At 65.4% G+C, this 21,243-nt stretch carries 22 protein-coding genes; 16 read left to right on the top strand and 6 right to left on the bottom strand.

Annotated features, from left to right (window positions below):
• The first annotated feature begins 142 nt into the window (after positions 1-142).
• From FOA17_RS12770 to FOA17_RS12715, 12 genes are all read left to right on the top strand, one after another.
• Positions 143-1,447: an ABC transporter substrate-binding protein gene (locus FOA17_RS12770; RefSeq protein ID WP_149141874.1), complete on the top strand. Its 1,305-nt coding sequence runs from the start codon at positions 143-145 to the stop codon at positions 1,445-1,447.
• A gap of 70 nt (positions 1,448-1,517) precedes the next feature.
• Positions 1,518-2,414 carry a carbohydrate ABC transporter permease gene (locus FOA17_RS12765; protein WP_149141873.1) on the top strand — a complete coding sequence of 299 codons (897 nt, stop codon included), beginning with the start codon at positions 1,518-1,520 and terminating at the stop codon, positions 2,412-2,414.
• 1 nt (position 2,415) lies between these two features.
• Entirely contained in the window at positions 2,416-3,282 is an 867-nt protein-coding gene (locus FOA17_RS12760; protein WP_149141872.1) for a carbohydrate ABC transporter permease, read from the top strand.
• Positions 3,283-3,285: 3 nt separating this feature from the next.
• Positions 3,286-4,371, top strand: a complete 1,086-nt coding sequence (locus FOA17_RS12755; protein WP_149141871.1) for an ABC transporter ATP-binding protein — start codon at positions 3,286-3,288, stop codon at positions 4,369-4,371.
• 2 nt (positions 4,372-4,373) lie between these two features.
• Positions 4,374-5,486: a mandelate racemase/muconate lactonizing enzyme family protein gene (locus FOA17_RS12750; protein WP_149141870.1), complete on the top strand. Its 1,113-nt coding sequence runs from the start codon at positions 4,374-4,376 to the stop codon at positions 5,484-5,486.
• A 1-nt stretch (position 5,487) separates the two neighbouring features.
• Positions 5,488-5,817 (top strand): L-rhamnose mutarotase, encoded by a 330-nt coding sequence (locus tag FOA17_RS12745; RefSeq protein ID WP_149141869.1) that lies wholly within the window; start codon positions 5,488-5,490, stop codon positions 5,815-5,817.
• Positions 5,810-6,847: a Gfo/Idh/MocA family protein gene (locus tag FOA17_RS12740; RefSeq protein ID WP_149141868.1), complete on the top strand. Its 1,038-nt coding sequence runs from the start codon at positions 5,810-5,812 to the stop codon at positions 6,845-6,847. The genes FOA17_RS12745 and FOA17_RS12740 overlap by 8 nt, the downstream gene beginning before the upstream one ends.
• Positions 6,840-7,286 carry a MaoC family dehydratase gene (locus tag FOA17_RS12735; protein ID WP_149141867.1) on the top strand — a complete coding sequence of 149 codons (447 nt, stop codon included), beginning with the start codon at positions 6,840-6,842 and terminating at the stop codon, positions 7,284-7,286. Before FOA17_RS12740 ends, FOA17_RS12735 begins: the two co-directional genes overlap by 8 nt.
• Positions 7,283-7,597, top strand: coding sequence for a UxaA family hydrolase (locus FOA17_RS12730; RefSeq protein ID WP_149141866.1), 315 nt, complete (start codon positions 7,283-7,285; stop codon positions 7,595-7,597). Before FOA17_RS12735 ends, FOA17_RS12730 begins: the two co-directional genes overlap by 4 nt.
• On the top strand, positions 7,594-8,787 hold the full coding sequence (locus FOA17_RS12725; protein WP_149141865.1) for a UxaA family hydrolase: 1,194 nt from the start codon (positions 7,594-7,596) through the stop codon (positions 8,785-8,787). The genes FOA17_RS12730 and FOA17_RS12725 overlap by 4 nt, the downstream gene beginning before the upstream one ends.
• Positions 8,788-8,797: 10 nt before the next feature.
• Positions 8,798-9,526, top strand: a complete 729-nt coding sequence (locus FOA17_RS12720) for an SDR family oxidoreductase (protein WP_149141864.1) — start codon at positions 8,798-8,800, stop codon at positions 9,524-9,526.
• Between the two features lie 21 nt (positions 9,527-9,547).
• Complete coding sequence (locus FOA17_RS12715; RefSeq protein ID WP_149141863.1) at positions 9,548-10,387, top strand: fumarylacetoacetate hydrolase family protein; 840 nt, start codon at positions 9,548-9,550, stop codon at positions 10,385-10,387.
• A 173-nt stretch (positions 10,388-10,560) separates the two neighbouring features.
• Here the strand turns inward: FOA17_RS12715 and FOA17_RS12710 are convergent, their stop codons facing one another.
• A complete protein-coding gene (locus FOA17_RS12710) occupies positions 10,561-11,691 on the bottom strand; it encodes a CaiB/BaiF CoA transferase family protein (protein WP_149141862.1) in 1,131 nt (376 codons plus the stop codon).
• Positions 11,688-12,809 carry a type 2 periplasmic-binding domain-containing protein gene (locus tag FOA17_RS12705; RefSeq protein WP_149141861.1) on the bottom strand — a complete coding sequence of 374 codons (1,122 nt, stop codon included), beginning with the start codon at positions 12,807-12,809 and terminating at the stop codon, positions 11,688-11,690. Before FOA17_RS12705 ends, FOA17_RS12710 begins: the two co-directional genes overlap by 4 nt.
• A 144-nt stretch (positions 12,810-12,953) precedes the next feature.
• Here FOA17_RS12705 and FOA17_RS12700 point away from each other — a divergent pair, with 144 nt between their 5' ends.
• From FOA17_RS12700 to FOA17_RS12685, 4 genes are all read left to right on the top strand, one after another.
• Entirely contained in the window at positions 12,954-13,739 is a 786-nt protein-coding gene (locus FOA17_RS12700; RefSeq protein ID WP_149141860.1) for an IclR family transcriptional regulator, read from the top strand.
• Positions 13,740-13,830: 91 nt separating this feature from the next.
• Positions 13,831-16,497: a calcium-binding protein gene (locus tag FOA17_RS12695; protein WP_149141859.1), complete on the top strand. Its 2,667-nt coding sequence runs from the start codon at positions 13,831-13,833 to the stop codon at positions 16,495-16,497.
• 61 nt (positions 16,498-16,558) lie between these two features.
• Positions 16,559-16,948 (top strand): MbcA/ParS/Xre antitoxin family protein, encoded by a 390-nt coding sequence (locus tag FOA17_RS12690; RefSeq protein WP_149141858.1) that lies wholly within the window; start codon positions 16,559-16,561, stop codon positions 16,946-16,948.
• Positions 16,945-17,637, top strand: a complete 693-nt coding sequence (locus FOA17_RS12685) for an RES family NAD+ phosphorylase (RefSeq protein ID WP_149141857.1) — start codon at positions 16,945-16,947, stop codon at positions 17,635-17,637. Before FOA17_RS12690 ends, FOA17_RS12685 begins: the two co-directional genes overlap by 4 nt.
• Positions 17,638-17,645: 8 nt before the next feature.
• Here the strand turns inward: FOA17_RS12685 and FOA17_RS12680 are convergent, their stop codons facing one another.
• From FOA17_RS12680 to FOA17_RS12665, 4 genes are all read right to left on the bottom strand, one after another.
• A complete protein-coding gene (locus tag FOA17_RS12680) occupies positions 17,646-18,794 on the bottom strand; it encodes a Gfo/Idh/MocA family protein (RefSeq protein WP_149141856.1) in 1,149 nt (382 codons plus the stop codon).
• Between the two features lie 13 nt (positions 18,795-18,807).
• Complete coding sequence (locus FOA17_RS12675) at positions 18,808-19,857, bottom strand: Gfo/Idh/MocA family protein (protein WP_203232315.1); 1,050 nt, start codon at positions 19,855-19,857, stop codon at positions 18,808-18,810.
• Positions 19,857-20,642: a ThuA domain-containing protein gene (locus tag FOA17_RS12670; protein WP_149141855.1), complete on the bottom strand. Its 786-nt coding sequence runs from the start codon at positions 20,640-20,642 to the stop codon at positions 19,857-19,859. The genes FOA17_RS12675 and FOA17_RS12670 overlap by 1 nt, the downstream gene beginning before the upstream one ends.
• Before the next feature lie 119 nt (positions 20,643-20,761).
• Entirely contained in the window at positions 20,762-21,226 is a 465-nt protein-coding gene (locus tag FOA17_RS12665) for an Lrp/AsnC family transcriptional regulator (protein ID WP_149141854.1), read from the bottom strand.
• Positions 21,227-21,243 lie beyond the last annotated feature (17 nt).

The raw sequence follows: 21,243 nt of genomic DNA, 5'->3' as shown, positions 1-21,243 counted from the left end.
TCCGATCCCTGGCGCAGTGCAGCTTGACTCGGCATGAAAGTCAAGTTTATGTATGAAACTGTCTTCCGAATATGAAATATCGCAGACACACCGGCGCGACAGGGCAGAGGAACCCTGACCCGCCATTCAGGGGAGGAAAACCATGAAACGTCTTGCAGGCGTCTCCGTCGCCGCACTCATGCTCGGCCTGTCCGGCACGGCATTCGCCGAAGGCGAATTCGCCGGCGTCACGCTGGAGGCCAAGCTGATCGGCGGTCAGCAATATGAGGCGCTCTATGCCCGCATCCCGGAATGGGAAAAGATGACCGGCGCCACGGTCAAGATCATCAGCCAGAAAAACCATTTCGAGCTGGACAAGGAATTCAAGTCGGATCTGGCGGCCAGCACGACCAATTGGTGCGTGGGGTCCAACCATTCGTCCTTCGCGTCGCAATACCCGTCGCTCTATACCGATCTGACGCCGCTGATCCCGGCCGATCAGGTGGCGGAATATGTGCCCGCCAACATTGCCGCCGCCACGCTGGACGGCAAGCTGGTGATGCTGCCGCGCGCGCAATTCGATGTCTCGGCGCTTTATTACCAGAAGTCGCTTTACACCGATCCGGCCAAGGCCGAGGCGTTCAAGGCGAAGTTCGGTTACGATCTGGCCGTGCCCGAAACCTGGGATCAGCTGCGCGATCAGGCCGAATTCTTTGCCAGCCCGCCGAATTTCTACGGCACGCAATATGCCGGCAAGGATGAGGCGATCGTCGGCCGTTTCTACGAACTGGTCGTGGCCAATGGCGGAAAACTGTTCAACGACGATTTCTCGCCTGCCTTCAATTCCGATGCGGGCAAGCAGTCGCTGCAATGGTTCGTCGATCTCTACAAGGCGGGCGCCGTGCCGCCGGGCACCACCAATTACCTGTGGGATGATCTGGGCAACGGCTTTGCCTCTGGCACCATCGGGCTGAACCTTGACTGGCCGGGCTGGGCCGGGTTCTTCAACGATCCGGCCGCGTCCAAGGTCGCGGGCAATGTCGGCGTGGCACCGGCGCCGAAAGGGTCGGCGGGCGTGCGAACCGGCTGGTCGGGCTTCCACGGCTTTTCGGTGACGGAAAACTGCGCCAACAAGGAGGCCGCAGCCGCGCTGGTGCTGTTCCTGACCAACGAAGAAAGCCAGATCCTCGAAAGCAGCGCCGGGCCGCTGCCCAGCCGCACGAAGGTCTGGGAACATGTGGTCGATGCCGCGAAATCCGATCCCTACAAGACCGAGGTGCTGGCGGCCTTTCAGGAAACCGGCAAGACCGCCTTTGCCGTGCCTGCCACCCCCTACTGGATCGAGGCGACGAACCTGATCTACCCCGAACTGCAAGCCGCCATCCTGGGCGACAAAACGGTGGACGAGGCGCTGCAAGCCGCCTCTGACGCGGTGGATGGCCTGATGCGCGAAAACGGCGTCTACTGAGCGCATGCCGTCGCAGCGGGCGCCCCCTGCCGGAGCGCCCGCCCCTTTCCTGCCCACAGCGGACCTCGCCATGACCCGACTGAGACTGCCCCCCTGGCTGGTGCTTTTGCTGCCCGCCATCATCATTCTGGCCGCCGTGGTGCTGGTGCCGCTGGTCCTGTCTTTCTATTCCAGCTTCACCGCCTATCAGCTCACCCGCCCCGAGACGCTGTGGAAATGGATCGGGACCTTCAACTATCGCAAGGCCGCGGGGGACGCGAATTTCTGGTGGGCCTTCGGGCGCACCGTGCTGCTGCTGACCATCGCGCTGAACCTGGAAATGCTGCTGGGTCTGGGCCTGGCCGTCATGGTGTCAAAGGTCACCACCGGGCAGCGCCTGCTGCGCACCGCGATGATGTTTCCCATGATGTTCTCGCCGGTGCTGGTGGGGTTCCAGTTCAAGTTCATCTTCAATGACAATGTGGGTCTGGTGAACAATGCGCTGCAATCGCTGGGCCTGACAGATGTCGCGATCCCCTGGCTGGTGGATGGCCATCTGGCGCTGTTCTCGATCATCTTCGCCGAGATCTGGACCAGCACTTCGGTCTTTGCGATCCTGATCCTGGCCGGGCTTTACGCCATTCCGCAAGACCCGGTCGAGGCGGCCAAGGTCGATGGCTGCACGCCCTGGCAAAGCTTTCGCTTCGTCACGCTGCCCTTCCTCATGCCCTTCATCTATATCGCCATGGCGATCCGCTCGCTCGATGTGGCGCGGGCCTATGACATCGTGCAGATCATGACGAATGGCGGCCCGGCCCGGCGCACCGAATTGCTGTGGACGCTGATCGGCCGCACCGCCTATGTCGATGCCCGGATGGGATATGCCAATGCCATGGGCTATATCGCGATCCTGCTGTCGATCTTCTTCACCATCTATTTCTTCCGCAAGCTGACGGCCGCCCGCAGCGAACTTGGCATGGGGGTGTGACATGGCCTCGAATGCAAGCCACCGCGCCCGCAAACGCGCCCTTTCCGCCGCCCATTTCATCGGCCTGTTCCTGGCGATGAGCCTGATCTGCCTGCCGGGCCTGTGGATCGTGCTGAACTCGTTCCGCCCCACGGTCGAAATCATGGCCAAGCCGCCGGTCTGGATCCCCAACAGTCTGAACCTCGACCATTACCGCGCCATGTTCGGCGGGGTGGGCGAAGGCGGCGTGCCGGTGCTGACCTATTTCCGCAATTCGCTGATCATCTCGGTCACCTCGACGCTGGTGGCGCTGCTGGTCGGCATGGCGGGGGGCTATGCCTTTGCGCGCTACCGCTTCAAGGGCAAGGCGGCGCTGTTCGTTGGTCTCATGGCCACCCGCGCCGTGCCGGGCGTGGCACTGTCGCTGCCCCTGTTCATCATCATGGCGCGGGCGGGGATCATCGACACCCATTTCGGGCTGATCCTGACCTATGTCGCGCTGAACGTGCCCTTTACTGTCTGGCTGATCGACGGTTTCTTCCGGCAGGTGCCGCGCGAACTGGCCGAGGCGGCCGAGATCGACGGCTGCACCCGCTGGCAAGCCTTCTGGAGGGTGGAATTTCCGGTGGCCCGCGCGGGCATCGCCAGCGCCGGCATCTTTGCCTTCCTCACCTCGTGGAACGAATATGCGCTGGCCAGCCAGCTGACCCGCTCGGTCAATTCCAAGACGATGCCGGTGGGCCTGCTGGATTTCACCTCGCAATTCACCCTCAACTGGGGCGGCATGTGCGCGCTGGCGGTGTTGATGATCATCCCCGCGCTGGTGCTGACCTTCCTCGTGCAGAAACACCTCATCGCCGGTCTGACCTTCGGCGGCGTGAAAGGATAAGACATGGCTCAGGTCCAACTTCAGGGCATCGTGAAGGCCTATGGCGCGCTGCGGGTCGTTCATGCGATCGACCTGGATATCGCCGATGGCGAATTCGTCGTGCTGGTCGGCCCCTCGGGCTGCGGCAAATCCACCACGCTGCGCATGATCGCGGGGCTGGAGGATATCTCGGGCGGCGCGCTGCGCATTGGCGACCGGGTGGTGAACGACCTGCCGCCGCGCGACCGCAATATCTCCATGGTGTTCCAGAACTACGCGCTTTACCCGCATATGACGGTGCGCGAGAACCTGGGCTTTTCGCTCAAGATCGCCAAGCGCGCCGAGGCCGAGATTGCAAAGGCGGTCACCGAAGCGGCAGAGATTCTGTCGCTGACGCCCTTGCTGGAGCGCAAGCCCGGGCAATTGTCGGGCGGACAGCGCCAGCGCGTTGCCATGGGCCGCGCCATCGTGCGCCATCCCGACGTGTTCCTGTTCGACGAGCCGCTGTCGAACCTGGATGCCAAGCTGCGCACCCAGATGCGGGTGGAGATCAAGAAACTGCATCAGCGGCTTGGCACCACCATCGTCTATGTGACACATGACCAGGTGGAGGCGATGACGCTGGCCGACCGCATCGTCATCATGCGCGACGGCCGGATCGAACAGATCGGCACCCCGCTGGAGGTGTTCGAGACCCCGGTGAATACCTTTGTCGCCACCTTCATCGGATCGCCCCCGATGAACCTTCTGGCAGGCCGCATCGCCGGCGGCGCGGTCGAACTGGCCGACGGCACGCGCCTGCCCATCCCGCCCGGCCATGGCGCCGCCGAGGGGCGCGCCGTCACCTTTGGCGTGCGGGCCGACAATATCATGCCGGTCGGCCACGCCCTGCCGCCCACGGCCCATATGGCCGAGGTGGAGATGGAGGTGCAATTGTCCGAACCACTGGGCACCGAAACGCTGCTGTTCGCCATGCTGGCGGGCACCGAGGTTCAGGCCAAGATGCTCAACCCCCGCCCCGTGCCGTTGGGTGAGCGGCTGCGCTTTCAGATCAGCCTCGACAAATGTCACCTGTTCGACGCCGATAGCGGCGTCGCGCTGCGGGTGTGATCATGGCGCGCGTGGTTCAGGCCGAGGCCTTCATGGTCGATCTGCCGCCCAAGGTGGTGCGGCATGACGCGATCCAGAGCTTCAAGAGCCAGGAGACGATCTTTGTCACCCTGCGCGATGCCGAAGGGGCCGAGGGCACCGGCTACAGCTATACCATCGGTGACGGCGGGCCGGCCGTTTTGTCGCTGTTGCAGCACACGCTGTTGCCCGCGCTGATGGGCCGCGAGGCGGAGCGGATCGAGGCGAACTGGCGCGCGCTTCTGTTCCATTCCCACGCCACCGCCGTGGGGCCGATCATGGCGCTGGCGCTGGCCGCGATCGACTGCGCGCTGTGGGACATGCGCGGACGCAAGACCGGGCTGCCGCTGCATCTGCTGGCCGGCGGCGCCAAGGACCGGGTGCCGATGTATACGACCGAAGGCGGCTGGCTGCATCTGGCGCCCGAGGCGCTGGTGGACGACGCCCTCGCCGCGCAGGCGCAGGGTTTTCGCGGATCGAAGGTCAAGATCGGCAAGCCGCATCTGGCCGAAGATGCCGCAAGGCTGGAGGCGGTGCGCGCCGCCCTTGGCCCGGGTTATGAGGTGATGACCGACGCCAACCAATCCCTGACCGCCGCCGAGGCGCTGCGCCGCGTGCCGATGCTGGAGGCGCTGAATATCGGCTGGTTCGAGGAGCCCTTGCCCTCGGACGACATTGCCGGCCATGCCCGGCTGCAAGCACAATGCCGCGTGCCGGTGGCCGTGGGCGAAAGTCTTTATTCCCCCGGCCAGTTCGCCGATTACATCGCCGCCGATGCCTGCGGCATCGTGCAGGCCGATGTGGCGCGGGTGGGCGGCATCACGCCCTGGCTCAAGGTCGCGCATATGGCCGAGGCGCATAACATGGCGATCTGCCCGCATTTCCTGATGGAACTGCATGTCAGCCTGGTTTGTGCCGTGCCGAACGCGCCCTGGCTGGAATATATCCCGCAACTGGATGACGTATCGGCGCCGATGGCGCGCGAGGGCGGCATGGCGCTGGCCCCGACCGCGCCGGGGCTTGGCATCGACTGGGATTGGCCCGTGCTGACCGCCCGCACCGCCCCGGGCAGTCGCTTTACCGTGACGGAGGTCTGACATGCAGCGACACGGATCTGTTCTGGGGCTGAGCGCGGAGGGCAAGGCCGAATACCGCCGCCTTCACGCCGAGGTCTGGCCGGGCGTCCTGCGCAAGATCACCGAATGCGGTATCCGCAATTACTCGATCTTCCTCAAGGAACCGGAAAACCTGCTGTTTTCCTATTTCGAATATCACGGGGCCGATTTCGCCGCCGATATGGCAAAAATGGCCGAAGACCCGGAAACCCAACGCTGGTGGGCGGTCTGCATGCCGCTGCAACGCCCGCTGGAGACCCGGGCCGAGGGCGAATGGTGGGCCGAAATGATCGAGGTGTTTCACCATGACTGACCTGCGCCAGACCCTTGCGCCGCCCGCGCAGCCGAAGCCCATCGTCATCTTCGGCGCGGGGTCCATCGTGCGCGACGCGCATCTGCCGGCCTATGCGCAGGCGGGCTTTCCGGTGGCGGGGATCCACGACCCCGATAGCGCCAAGGCCGCCGCGCTTGGCCGCGCGGTGACGCTGGCCGAGGCGGTCGCCGTGCCTAACGCGATCTTTGATCTGGCCGTTCCACCCGCCGCGATCCCCGGCATTCTGCGCGAACTGCCCGAAGGGGCGGTGGTGCTGATCCAGAAACCCATGGGCTCGGATCTGGCGGCAGCGACCGAGATCCTGCGCATCGTCCGCGCCCGCCGGTTGCGCGCGGCGGTGAATTTCCAGCTCCGCTTCGCGCCCATGGCGCTGGCGCTGAAGGATGCCATCGCGCGCGGGCTCTTGGGCGAGGTGGTGGATTTCGACGCCTGGCTGGCGCTCGATACGCCCTGGCACCTGTGGGAATTCCTCGCGACCCTGCCGCGCGTGGAAATCCTGCTGCATTCCATCCATTACCTCGATTTCATCCGCGATCTGATGGGCAACCCGCAGGGCGTATTCGCCCGCACGACGGGGCATCCGTCCTCCACCGTGTCGAACACCCGCAGCGCGATGATCCTCGATTACGGGCCGGGCAAGCGGTGCAGCCTGTCGATCAACCACAACCACGCCTTCGGCCGCAAGTTTCAGGCCTGCGAGTTCCGCATCTGCGGCACCAAAGGCGCGGCTTATCTGAAGCTGGGCGTGAACCTCGATTACCCCAAGGGCGAGCCGGACGAGCTTTGGCTGAATACCGGCGGCGACTGGCAACAGGTGCCCTTGACCGGCAACTGGTTCATCGCGGCCTTCGTCGGCCGCATGACGCAGGTGCAGCGTTTCGCCTGTGGCCTTGACCCCGCGCTGGAAGGCAGCGCCGAAGATGCCTGGCACACCATGGCGCTGGTCGAAGCCGCCTATGACAGCGCCGCCGCCCCGGCGCATAGGATCAAGGAAAGCCCCGATGCTTGAACAGGTCAGCTATTACGAAGATTACGACATCGGCCAGTCGCGGCAGACCGTCGGCCGCACCATCACGGAAACCGATTTCGTGGTCCATGCCGGCCATTCGGGCGATTTCTTTCCGCATCACCTGGATGCCGAATTCTGCAAGACCCTGCCCTTTGGCCAGCGCATCGCCCATGGCACCATGGTCTTTACCATCGGCGTCGGCCTGACGGCGACCGTCATCAACCCGGTCGCCTTTTCCTACGGCTATGACCGCATGCGTTTCGTCAAACCCGTCTTCATCGGTGACACGATCCGCAGCACGGTCGAAATCATCGGGAAAGAGCTGATGGAAAAACGCCCCGGTTTCGGCCGCGTCACCGAACGGTTGACCGTCACCAAGCAGACCGGCGAAACCGCGCTGGTCGCCGATCATATCTATATGGTGGAGTGTCGCCCATGACCGGCCCCTTCCTGCTGCTGCATGACGCCGATAACGTGCTGGTCGCCCGCATGAACGCACCCGAAGGGCTGGAGATCACGCTGGACAGCGGCCCGGTGCGCCTGGCCCGCCCCATTCCCATGGCGCACAAGATCGCCCGCCATGCCATCGCGGCGGGGGAGACGATCCTGAAATACGGCATGCCCATCGGCATCGCGACCGAAGACATTGCACCCGGCGCGCATGTGCATATCCACAATATCCGCTCGGCCTATACGGCGACCCACGCCTTGCAGGATGCCGACGGGATCAGCGCGGGGGTTTCACGATGAAGGGCTGGTTGCGCGCCGACGGGCGCAAGGGCATCCGCAATACGGTGGTGGTGGCCTATCTGGTGGAATGCGCGCATTTCGTCGCCAGCGAGATCGTCGCGGCCTTCCGCGATCAGGATGTGCAGCTAATCGGCTTTCCTGGCTGTTTTCCCAACGAATACGCCGCCCGCATGATGGAGCGGCTCTGCACCCACCCCAATGTCGGCGCCGTGCTGTTCGTGAGCCTTGGCTGCGAAAGTTTCGACAAGGTGCGCGCGGCAAACGCCGTCGATGCCTCGGGCCGTCCGGTGAAAACGCTGGTGATCCAGAAATCCGGCGGCACGCGGGCCACGGTGCAGGCCGGGCGCGACTGGGTGGCCGGGGCGCTGACGCAGATCGCCGGGGTTCCGCGCGTCGCCATGGCGGTGAATGAACTCATCATCGGCACCGTCTGCGGCGGGTCGGACGGCACCTCGGGCATTTCCGGCAACCCGGCGGCGGGGCGGGCCTTTGACCTTCTGGTCGCCGAGGGCGCCGCCTGCATCTTTGAAGAAACCGGCGAATTGATCGGTTGCGAGGAGATCATGGCAGCCCGCGCCATCACCCCCGAACTGGGGCAGGCCCTGCGCGACAGCGTGCAAAAGGCCGAACGCTATTACGCGACGCTGGGCTTTGGCAGCTTTGCCGCCGGCAACGCCGCCGGGGGCCTTTCCACCATCGAGGAAAAATCGCTGGGCGCCTATGTGAAATCCGGTGACAGCCCGATTTCCGGCCTGATCAAACCCGGCGACGTGCCGCCGCAGGGCGGGCTTTACCTGATGGATGTCGTGCCCGATGGCGAGGTGCGCTTCGGCTTTCCGAACATCAGCGACAATGCCGAAATCGTGGAAATGATCGCCTCGGGCGCGCATCTGACGCTGTTCGTCACCGGGCGCGGCTCGGTCGTCGGCTCCGCCATCTCGCCGGTCATCAAGATCTGCGCCAACCCCGATACCTATCGCGCCCTGGCCGACGACATGGACGTGAACGCCGGCGACATCATCGAGGGCGCGCGCTCCATCGCCGAGGTCGGGCAGGAGATCCGCGATCTGGTGGTGGCCGTGGCCGGGGGCGCCAAGACGAAATCCGAAGATCTGGGTCACCGCGAATTCATCCTGACCTATAAGTCATTCGAGCCGATCGGCCCGGCCTGTCTGCCCGGCGCCGCCTGAGGAGGGAAAGATGCAAAGACTGCAAGGTAAACGCGCGCTGGTCACGGCGGCGGGGCAAGGGATCGGCCGCGCCTCGGCGCTGCGCATGGCGGCCGAGGGCGCCGAGGTCATCGCGACCGATGTAAACCCCGCGCTGCTGGCCGACATGCCGGGCCTCACCACCCGCGCGCTGAACGTGCTGGATGGCGCCGCCATCGCCGCCCTGATGGACGAGATCGGCCCGGTGGACATTCTGTTCAACTGCGCCGGCGTCGTCCATAACGGCACCGTGCTGGAGGCGACCGAGGCCGAATGGGATTTCGCCTTTGACCTGAACGCCAAGGCGCAGTTCCGCATGATCCGCGCCGTGCTGCCGGGGATGCTGGAAAAGGGCGCGGGGTCGATCATCAACATGTCCTCGGTGGCAGGGCCGAAGAAAGGGCCGATCAACCGCGCGGTCTATTCGGCCTCCAAGGCGGCTGTGGTCGGCCTCACACGCGCCGTGGCCGCCGATTACGTCACCCGCGGCATCCGCTGCAACGCCATCTGCCCCGGCACGGTCGATAGCCCCAGCCTTCATGAACGCCTGCGCGCTACGGGCGATTACGAAGGCGCCATGAAGGCGTTCATCGCCCGTCAGGCCATGGGCCGCCTTGGCCGCGCCGATGAAATCGCGGCCCTGGTCTGCTATCTGGCCGCCGACGAATCCGCCTTCACCACCGGCACCGAACATGTCATCGACGGTGGCTGGACCACCTGAGCCTTTCGGAAAGGAAGACCCATGAAACTCGTCCGTTACGGCGCACGCGGCGCCGAGAAACCCGGGATGCTCGACGCCGCCGGCCGGCTGCGCGACCTCTCGGCCCATGTGCCCGACATCGCGGGCGCGGTGCTGGCCGACCTCGGCCGCCTCGCCACCCTCGACCCGGAAACCCTGCCGTTGGTCGAAGGCAACCCGCGCCTCGGCGCCTGCGTCGGCGGCACCGGCAAGTTCATCTGCATCGGGCTGAACTATTCCGACCACGCCGCCGAAAGCGGCATGGAAGTGCCACCCGAACCGGTGATCTTTGCCAAATACACCTCCGCCATCTGCGGGCCGGATGACCCGATCCTGATCCCGCGCGGCTCGGAAAAGACCGATTGGGAGGTGGAGCTGGGCTTCGTCATCGGCAAGCCCGCGAAATATGTGACCGAGGCCGAGGCGCTGAATCACGTCGCGGGCTATTGCGTGATCAACGACGTGTCCGAACGCGCCTATCAGATCGAACGCGCCGGCCAGTGGTCCAAGGGCAAGTCCTCCGACAATTTCGGCCCCACCGGCCCCTGGCTGGTGACCCCGGATGAGGTGGCGAACCCCAATGACCTGCATATGTGGCTCAAGGTGAACGGCCAGACCATGCAGGATGGCTCGACCGCCACCATGGTCTATCAGGTGCCCTTCCTGATCTCCTACCTGTCGCAATTCTTCACCCTGCATCCGGGCGACATCATCTCAACTGGCACCCCGCCCGGTGTCGGCCTCGGCATGAAGCCGCCGCGCTATCTCAAGGCCGGCGATGTGGTGGAACTCGGGATCGAGGGGCTGGGCAGCCAAAGACAGGTCTGCGAGAGCGACGCCTGACGCAAGACAAGGGGGCGCTCGCGCCCCCTCTTGAGCCTGCGGCTCAATTCACCCCCTGAGGATATTTATGAACAGATGAAGGGGCAGAAGCGCGCCTTGCCCTTCATCTGTTGACAAATATCCTCGGGGGGAGGCCCGAAGGGCCGTGGGGGGCAGACAGCCCCCCTGCGACCTCAGCCCCAGCCGCGCGACAGAAGGTCATTGGCATCGCCAAGCGCCGGCGCCGCGCGGGGCGAGGCGGGGCGGGTGCCGTCGATCCGCATCGGCAGGCGCGTGGTGCGCAGCGCCACATCGCCGCGGCGCACCTCCTGAACCATCTCCAGCAGATCAAGCATGCCGGAGCTGGTCAGTTCCTGCCAGTCCATCACCGGGGCGGCCCAGATATCGGCGGCGACAAAGGCCGCCATCCAGTCCGCCGTGGGCCGCGTTGCCAGCCGCGCGGCGAGGCCCGCCTTGATGCGGTCGCGTTCGGCAAAGGCATCGAGGCCGGCGATCGCCGCGTCCAGCCCGGTGATCTGCGCCAGCAGGTCCAGCTTGCCCATGGCGATGGCGACATGACCATCTGCCGTGCGATAGACCCCGTAGGGCGCCGCGAGATAGGCATGTGCCGGGTTCTGGGCCGAGCGTCTGGGCATCCGCCCCCCATCGTTGAACCAGGTGGTCAGCAGTTCGAATTGCAAATCCGCCAGCACCTCGATCAGCGAGGTTTCGACCTGTCCGCCGATGCCCGCCCTTTCCCGGCGCAAGAGCAGCGCCAGCACCCCATGCGCCAGAGCCGCACCCGCCAGGATATCGGCAATCGGCAGGCCCACGGCAACCGGCCCGTCCTCCGCCCCGCCATTGAGCCACATCACCCCCGCCCGCGCTTGCGCCAGCAGATCCTGCCCCGGCAGATCGACCCAGGGCCCCGCGCTGCCATAGCCGGTGACCGAGCCATAGACGATCTTCGGGTTCAGCGCCTTCACCGCCTCATAGCCGAAGCCCAGGCGTTCCATCACGCCGGGACGGAAATTCTGCAAGACCACGTCCGCCCCGCGGATCAGTTCGGCCACCGCCGCGCGATCGCTATCGGATTTCAGGTCGATGGCTACCGAGCGCTTGTTGCGATTGATCGCGTGGAAAATGGTGCTTTCGCCGCCGATCCTTGTATCTGTCAGATAGAGATAGCGCGACAGGTCACCCTGGCCCGCACGCTCTACCTTCACCACATCGGCGCCCAGATCGGCCAGTTTCAGCGCGGCATAGGGCCCGGCAAGGAACTGGCTGAAATCCAGCACGCGCAGGCCTTCCAGCGGCAACATCATCCGAAACTCTCCTGAAAGCGGTGATCGAGGGCGATCAGCGCGGCGGCATGCGTGGTCTTGCCGCGCAGCGCATCGGCCAGGATAGCCGAGCCCTCCTCCTGAAAGCCCATATAGCCGGCATGGCGCGGGCGCAGCCAGGCGGCCTCATGCGTCATGCGGGTCTGATGATAGGCGCCGTTCACCGCCGCATTCACCGCCGCATCGCCCCAGGCCAGCGCATTGCCGGGCTGGCCATTATTCTGGGCGTAAAGCCCCCGCTGCATCGCGGCCCCCGCCAGTTCGAGCGCAAAGCGCATCGCAAGATCCGGGTGCCGGGTCCGGGCTGAAACCGCGATCCCCGTCCCCCCCAGGGCCGAGCCGAGCGGCCCGCTCTGCCCAAGCGCCGCGATGTCGTGAAACCGGATCGGCGCCGCGCGATAGCCGTCACGCGCATAGGTCGCGTAAAGATAGGTCAGCGGGATCAGATCGTGGCGCGCGCTATCGGCCAGCGCATCAAGCGCGGCAATCGGGTCCATTCCGTGGCAGGCGGGATCGACCGCATCGGCCAGCGCCTGCATCGCCGCGAGCACCTGTGCCCCGACGGCCCCGGGCAAGAGCGGCCCGGGCAGCACCGCGCAGGGCGTGCCCAGATTGGCGGCCAGGGTGAAAAAGCTCATCAACACATGCGGCGGGCGCAGCGGCCACAGCACACGACCCGCGCGCGCGGCCTCCAGCACCTCGGCAAAGCGGGTCGCCGGGGCGGGCCGCCGGTCAGGGCGGATCGCCTGCACCTGCGCGGCGGTGTCGATTGCCAGCGCCCATTGCCGGCCGGCGTAGTAGTAACTCGCATGACTTTTGCCCACGGTTTCCGAGGCCAGCCGCGCCACCTCGGGCGCGTCAAAGGGCAGAAGACAGTCTTCCGCGACGATGGCGCCGACATGTGGGTGGTCGATCACCATCAGGTCATAGGTCGTGGCCAGTTCATCCACCGGCGTGGTTTCAAAGCCCTGAAGGCTCCGCTTGTCCCAGGCGATCGTCACGCCCGGATGCCGCGCCGCGAAATCCCGCGCCGCCGCCACCACCGGGTCATAGCCGCGCGGGTCCGACCATGTCATGCCTTTCAGCGTGATCGCTGTCATGCCGTCCTCCATCCCTGTCGCCAGACTAGCGCGATGCGTTCGCAAGTAAAAGGTAATTTTATATATCAAACGAAATCCCGCTGCGGGACGATTGCGCAACAGGCAATTTCCCGGTCTATTGCGTCAAAGCGCAAAGAGGGGCCGATGTCGGAATCCGAAGAAGAAGACAAGTATCGTGCCCCTGCCCTGTCCAAGGGGCTGGATATCCTGGAACTGCTGGCCAGCGACCCGCAGGGCCTGAGCCAGATCGAGATCGCCAAGGAACTGGGGCGCACCACGTCAGAGATCTTTCGCATGCTCATGGTGCTGCGCAAACGCGGCTATGTGGAGGTCAGCGCCGATGGCGACCGCTATGAACTGACCCCGCGCCTGTTCGAGATCGCGCATCGCCACCCGCCGACACGCCGCCTGACCGCGCTTGCGGGCGAGGCGATGCAGCGTCTGGCCGACCGGGTGAACCAGACGCTGCATATGGGCATCCTGCACGGCGGCCGGGTGCTGGTCATCGCCCAGGTCGATTGCCCCGACAACAACCTGACCAGCGTGCGGCTGGGCGCGCATATCCCGCTGTATGAAACCGCCTCGGGGCGGGTGCTGGCGGCCTGGATGGCACAGGACCGGCTGGATGCCCTGCTGGCCGAGATCACCCCGCCCGATCCCGAGCGCGAGACCGCCTTTCGACGCGACCTGCCCGCCGTGCGCGCCGCCGGTTTCTGCGAGGCGCCCTCTTTCACCATCGAAGGGGTGCAGAACCTTTCGGCGCCGATCTTCGATTTTCGCGGCCGCGTGGTGGCGGCCGTCACCGTGCCCTTCATCCGCCGCCTGACCGGCACTTCGGTCGTGCCGCTGGAGGAAACGCGGGCGCTGCTGCTGGAAACCTGCGCGCGCATCTCGCACCAGATCGGCGCCGGGGCCACGCTGGACGGATAGGCGCCGCAACTCTTTGCGATCCATACCATTTGTGGAGTATGCGCGCCGCCGCGCCGCGGATTAAGCCTTCGGCATTAGCCCGGAGGCAAAAATGTCCAGTTTCACCGTTGTCAATCGCAGCCCTGACGGGACCACCTATTTCGATCAATCGGCCATGGGCAACTGGACCTATGCCAGTATCGTGGAACTGGTGCAGGGCGCCTGGAATGGCGCGGCCTACAACATGGATTATCTGACGATCCAGATGTCCGGCGTTTCCGGCTTTCCGCAGCTGTTTTTCCGGCTCTACGGCCATTTCAACATCCAGAACCTGTATAATTCCTTCGGTGTGCTGAAGCCCTATGTCATGGCCGGCAGCATCATCAACCGGATCGACGTGATCGACGTGACCGGCAAGATCTACAACTCGCTCGACGGGATTTCCTTCGCGGTGAATTCCAACAAGACGACCTTCAACAACGAAGCGATCAACAGCTTTGCCAACAGCTTTCTCCCCGGCGAGACGCCCTTTGTCGATGCGCTGCTGTCCGGCAATGACCTCATTCAGGGCAATGCCGGAACCGAGGTGCTGTTCGGCTATAACGGCAATGACACGATGTATGGCTATGGCGGCTCGGACGGGCTCTATGGCGGGGCGGGCAACGATTCGCTGATCGGGGGCGCGGCGGGCGACGATCTCTATGGTGGCGCGGGCAATGATACCTTCGTCGGCTATGAAGGCCCCGATTACCTGGATGGCGGCGCCGATTTCGACACCTGGGCGCTGACCGGCACCTTTGCCAGCGGCCTGGGCCTGCAACCGCGCCATGATTACGGCAATGTCAGCTTTTTCAACATCGAGGCCGTGCGCATCACCTGGGGCGAGATCGTGCTGAACGCCAATCAGGTGGGCGGCGTCTCGACGGTGCAAACGGTCATCGGCGGATCGAACGACCGCGACGCGCTGCGCATCACCGCGATTGCGGGCGTCGTCACCAATCTTGCGACCGTGACCTTCCAGAACTGGAACAATTACTCGGGCGAGATGGACCAGCTGACCACCGACGGCACCGGCGGCAATGACACGATCTATGGCGCGACTGTGAATGAGGTGATCTGGGCCGGCGAGGGCAACAATCTTGTCCATGGCAACAGCGGCGATGACCGGCTGAATGGCGGCAGCGGCATGGACAGCCTGCATGGCAATGCGGGCTCTGACACGCTGGTGGGCTGGGGCGGCGCCGACTATCTGCAAGGCGGCACCGATGGCGTGACCGGCTATGACGGCGACGATTCGCTCTATGGCGGCGACGGCAATGACACGCTGGTCGCCGGGCGCGGCTTTGACCGGCTGGATGGCGGCGCCGACACCGATACCGCCGATTACCGCAACGTGCTGTCCGAACTGGCCAATGCCGCCAGCATCGTCGGCGGGGTGGTGCATATCAACCTTGCCGGCAACTCGGCCGGTGCCTGGCAGGATCTCGGCGGCGGCATCTCTGTGCCGATGTTCCTGCACGAGCTGTTCAACATCGAGAACGTGCTGGGCACCAAGTTCAACGACAGCATCACCGGATCGGCCGGCGCCAACAACCTGAACGGCCAGGACGGCAATGACAGCCTTCTGGGCGGCGGGGGGAACGACACGCTGATCGGCGGCTATGGCGATGACCTCATCGACGGCGGCGCCGATACCGACCTGCTGATCCTGTGGGAGAACGCCTCGGTTTCGGTCAATCTTGGCCTGGCGACGGCGCAGAATACCGGGCAGGGCACCGACACCATCCTGAACGTGGAAAATGCCATCACGGGCAACTTCAACGACAAGCTGTGGGGGAATGCGGCCGGCAACCTGCTGGACGCCCGCGCCGGCAATGACACGCTGGACGGCAGGCAGGGCAATGACAGCCTGTATGGCGGGGTCGGCGATGACATCCTGGTCGGCGGCGATGGCGATGACCTGATCGACGGCGGCGCCGATACCGATACGCTGATCATGTTCGTGCCGCTGGCGATCTCGGTGAACCTCGGCGTGACCGGCGCGCAGGTCACCGGCCAGGGCACCGACATCATCCGCAATGTGGAGCGGGTGATCTCCGGCGACATGAACGACCGGCTGACCGGCAATACCGCCGCCAACCTGTTCGATGCGCGCGGCGGCAATGACACGCTGAACGGCCTTGACGGCAATGACAGCCTTTATGGCGGTGCCGGCAATGACATGATGCTGGGCGGCAACGGCAATGACCTGATCGACGGCGGCGCCGATTTCGACGTGCTGAACATGTATGGCACGGCGGCGATCAGGGTCGATCTGTCAGTCACCGGGGCGCAGGTCACCGGCCAGGGCACCGACATCATCCGCAACATGGAACAGGTGATCTCGGGCGAACTGGCCGATACCATCAGCGGCAATGGCGCCAGCAATTATCTCGATGCGCGCGGCGGCAATGACATCCTGAACGGTCGGGCCGGCAATGACAGCCTGTTTGGCGGCGCCGACAATGACACGCTGAATGGCGGCACCCAGAATGACCTGATGCTGGGCGGCGCCGGCACGGACCGGTTCCTGTTCAACGCAGGCGACGGCACCGACACAATCCGCGGTTGGGAAGATGGTCTCGACCGGATCGTGATCGACAGCGGCGCGACCTCTTTCGCCGGCGTCACGGTGGCGGATATGGGCGCCCATGTGCGCGTCAGCTTTGGCACCAATGTCATCATCATCGAGAATTTGGCCCATACCCTGATCACTGCCGCTGATTTCAGCTTTATCTGATGCCATATGGCCTTGTATTTCTGGCCATATGATCCATATTGCAGGGCAGGAGGCATGATCCATGACCCTTGCCCTGCCCCAATCCCCCGCTGACAGCCGCGCTGCGGTCGCGCTCAAGGCCTTTGCCCGCATCGCCGAGGCCTGGCACCTGCCACTGGCCGAGGCCGCCGCCTTGGCCGACATGTCGGAAAGCACCTGGAAACGCGCGCGCAAGCCCGGCTTTGCCGGCGACCTGACCCATGACCAGTTGCTGCGCCTGTCGGCACTGGTCGGCATCTACAAGGCGCTGGCGCTCTATTTCAGCGACGAGATCGCGCCCCGCTGGATCGCGCTGCCCAATCAGGGCCCGCTGTTCAACGGCGCCCGGCCGATCGACACGATGATCGAGGACGGCCTGCCGCAATTCCTGCGGGTGCGCGCCTATCTCGATGCGCTGCGGGGCGGCGCGTGAAGATCACCGCCATCCGTGACCGCGCCCTGGTGCGGCTGATCCCCGCCACCTATCACAAGCCGCCCGCCCTGCGCGGGCTGGTGGACAGCGAGGACGAACTGGCCATCCTGGCCGAGATCGAGGGCCTGACCAGCGCGCGCCTTCAGGCCGAACGCGGCCGCAACCTGCATCTGGATCACCGCGAACTGGCCTGGGCGCGGCGGCGCAACGACCTGCGGCTTTACGGCGAAAGTCATGTCAACGCGGCCTTCACCTATACCCGCGCCGGCGGCAACCGCTTCAACGATGAAACGCGGGGGGCGTGGTATTGCAGCTGGGAGAGCCTGACCTCGGTCGCCGAGGTGGCGTATCACCGCACGCGCGAACTGGCCTTCATCGGCCTGTTTCACGACCGCGCGCGCTATGTCGAATTGCTGGCGGATTTCATCGGCGATTTCCCGGACCTGACCGACAACCCCGATCACCCGGCGCTGCATCCCGATCCGGCGACCGGCTATCCGCAGGGGCAGGCCCTGGCGCAGACCCTGGCGCGTGAGGGGCATCGCGGGCTGATCTACCCGTCGGTGCGCGCGGCCCGCGGGCGCTGCCTGGTGGCCTTTGCCCCGACAGCGATCCAGAACGTGCGCCCGGGCGCAAGCTGGGATCTGGTCTGGTCCGGCACGCAGGATTACGCGGTCAACGCCGTCTGACCTGTGCCTCAGAGGCCAAGCCGCACCCAGGCCGCGTTGCGGCGCGACGACCGCACGCAGGCATCGACAAAGGCCACGCCCTCCACCCCGTCCGACAGGCCGGGAAAGCGCACCGCCGCATCGGGCGCCACGCCGGCGCGGCGGGCGACCATGGCGCGCGCGGCCTCGGCGTAAAGATTGGCGAAGCCCTCAAGATAGCCCTCCGGATGGCCCGCCGGCACGCGGCTCAGCCGCGCGGCCTCGGCCCCACTGCCCGCCCCGCCCCGCGTCAGACGATAGCGCGGCTGATCCAATGGCCCGACCCAGAGGTAATTGGGGTCTTCCTGGCTCCATTCCAACGCGGATTTCGTGCCGAAGACTCGCAGCACCAGCCGGTTTTCCATGCCGGTGGCCACCTGGCTGCACCACAGCATCCCGCGCGCCCCCCCGTCAAAACGCAGCATCACATGGGCATTGTCATCCAACCGCCGCCCGGGCACGAAGCTGTGCAGATCGGCGGCCAGACTTTCCAGCGGCAGGCCGGTCACGAAACGCGCCAGATGATAGGCATGGGTGCCGATATCGCCCGTGGCGCCGCCCAGCCCGCTGCGGGCGGGATCGGTGCGCCAATCGGCCTGTTTCTGGCCCGTCGCCTCCAGCGGTTCGGCCAGCCAGTCCTGCGCATATTCCACCTGCACCAGCCTGATCTCGCCCAGTTCGCCCGCCGCGATCATGGCAGCCGCCTGCCGCACCATGGGATAGCCGGTGTAATTATGGGTCAGCGCAAAGATCACCCCGGCCTTTTCGGCCTGCGCCCGCAGCGCCTTGGCCTCGGCCAGCGTCGCGGTCAGCGGCTTGTCGCAGATCACATGCACACCGCGCTTGAGAAAGGCCCGGGCCACCGGCGCATGCAGATGGTTGGGGGTGACGATCGCCACCGCCTCGATCCCGTCCTTGCGCCGCGCCTCGGCCCGGGCCATGGCCTCAAAGCTGGCATAGCTGCGGGCCGGGTCGATGCGCAGATCCGCGGCCGAAGCGCGGCCGCGCTCGGGGTCCGACGAAAAGCACCCCGCCAGCAGGGTAAAGTGGTCATCCATCCGCGCGGCAATCCGATGCACAGCACCGATGAAGGCCCCCTGCCCGCCGCCCACCATGCCCAGCCGAAGCCTCGGTTCCATCGTCACTCCCCCTTCAGATCGCCAGATTGCGCGCATCCGCCGCAGCCGAAGCCTCGGCCCGGTCCAGCAGCCGCTGCAACACGGCACCACGGGCGAAATCCGGCTCGGCCGGGCCGTCACCGCGGATCGCCGCAATGAAGCGTTCATAGACCGTGGGCACCGGCGGGCAGTCGATATCCTGCCAGCGCGCGGCTTTCAGATCGGGCGTAAGACAGGCGCGCAGCCGGCTTTCGCCGCCCTCGAACCGCACCTCCAGCCCGCCTTCGGTGCCATAAATCCGCAACCGCAGATCGTTCAGATGACCCGAGGCAAAGCGCGTCGCCGCCACCGTGCCAAGCGCGCCATTCGCCAGTGTGACCTGCATGGTGGCACTGTCATTGGCATCCAGCACATAATCCCCGATCCGCCCGCCCGGCGCCTTGTCAAAGGTCGCCAGCCGGCACGACACCTGCGCCGCCTCCTGCCCGGCAATGAAGGTGGTGAAATCGAGGATATGGATCCCCACATCGCCCAGCACCCCCTTTGACCCATGCGCGGTGGAGAGCCGCCAGAGCCACTGGCTTTCGCGGTCCCAGGCACCCCAGGCGTCCTGCGTGAGCCAGCTTTGCAGATAGCTCGCCTCGAAATGCCGGATCGCGCCGATCGCGCCCGCCCGCACTATAAGCGCCGCCTGTTGCAGCGCGGGGACATTGCGATAGGTCAGGTTGACCATGGCCACCACCCCCGCCGCCCGCGCTTCATCGGCCATGCGGGCGGCATCGGCCTCTGACGTGGCCAAGGGCTTTTCGCACAGCACATGCTTGCCGGCGGCAAGAAAGGGCAACGTCGTGGCGCAATGAACCGCATCGGGGGTGACATTGGTCACCGCATCGAACCCGCCCCAGGCCAGCGCCGCCTCGACCGAGGCAAAGCCCCGCGCGATGCCATGCGCGGCCTGAAACGCCGCCAGCCGCGCGGGGTCGCGGTCCACTCCGGCCACCAGCGCGACACCCGGAATGGCGGCAAAGGCCTTGGCATGCGATGCCGCCATGCCGCCGGTGCCCACGATCAGCAGCCGCACCATCAGCGATACCCCGCCTCGCCCTCGGCATGAAGCCGGGGGCCGCGTTCCTCGATCGGTTCCAGCGCGGCGCTGACCGGCACATTGGGCGCAGCCCCGGGATCGGCGATGCGCGGCAGGGGGTTATGCGCCCAGCGAACCGCATTGGCGATCACGCGCTGCACATTGGCATCGTGATAGGTGGGATAGGTTTCATGCCCCGGGCGGAAATAGAACACATTGCCCGCCCCCCGCCGCCAGGTCAGACCCGAGCGGAACACCTCGCCGCCGGCGAACCACGAGACAAAGACCGTCTCCAGCGGCTCGGGCACGCCAAAGGGTTCGCCATACATTTCCTCATGTTCCAGTTCGAAATGATCCGGCAGGCCGCGGGTGATCGGGTGGTGGCGGCTGGTGACCCAGAGCCGTTCGCGTTCGCCCGCCTCGCGCCAGGTCAGGTTGCAGGGCGCCCCCATCAACCGCTTGAACGGCTTGGCGAAATGCGCCGAATGCAGAAAGATCGCCCCCATGCCCGCCCAGACCGCATTGCAGACCCGCTCCGCGATCTCGTCGCGCACCTCGCCATGGGCGGCATGGCCCCACCAGATCAGCACATCGGTTTCCGCCAGCCGCTCGGGCGTCAGGCCGTGATCGGGGTCTTGCAGGGTCACGCTCCGGGCGGTGATCCCCTCCTCGCGGTTCAGGGCCGCGGCAATCGTGCCATGCATCGTGTCGGGATAGACGCCCGCCACAACGCGATTCTCGTGTTCATGGACATTCTCGCCCCAGACGGTCACTCGGATCGACATCACAGCCCCTTTTCGGAAGAACGCGCCTGGGCGACAGCCATTCAAAGCGCTTTGGGAAAGACTGCACAAAGCGCCGGCCGCCGTCAAGCCGGGCGGCCCGGCCGCGCATCACGACCCGGTCAGACCGCCATCCAGTTCTGCTCGATCACCGCCTCCATCGACACATAGCTGGAGGTCGCATGAATGAATGGCAGCGCCGAAATGCGGTCCGCCATGATCTGCCGGAAATGCGTCATGTCGCGCGACCGCACCTTCAGCAGGTAATCGAACCCCCCCGCGATCATGTAACATTCCTCGACCTCGGGAATGGCGCGGACCCCGGTATTGAACCGATCCAGCGCGGTCTGCCGCGTATCGCTCATCTTCACCTCGACATAGGTGACATGGGTCAGGCCCAGCCGCAGCGGCGACAGGATCGCGCGATAGCCGGTGATCAGGCCCATCTCCTCCATCTGGCGGATCCGCAGCGCGACGGGGGTCTTGGACAGGCCCACCCGCGCCGCCAATTCGCTGACGGGAATCCGCGCATTGGCCACCAGTTCGGCCAGAATCCTGCGGTTGATCGGGTCCAGAACATCGCTCATCGTGAAAACACCCCGTT

Source organism: Gemmobacter caeruleus (assembly GCF_008271655.1).
GTDB lineage: Bacteria > Pseudomonadota > Alphaproteobacteria > Rhodobacterales > Rhodobacteraceae > Gemmobacter > Gemmobacter caeruleus.
This window is presented reverse-complemented; position numbering and strand designations above follow the sequence as displayed.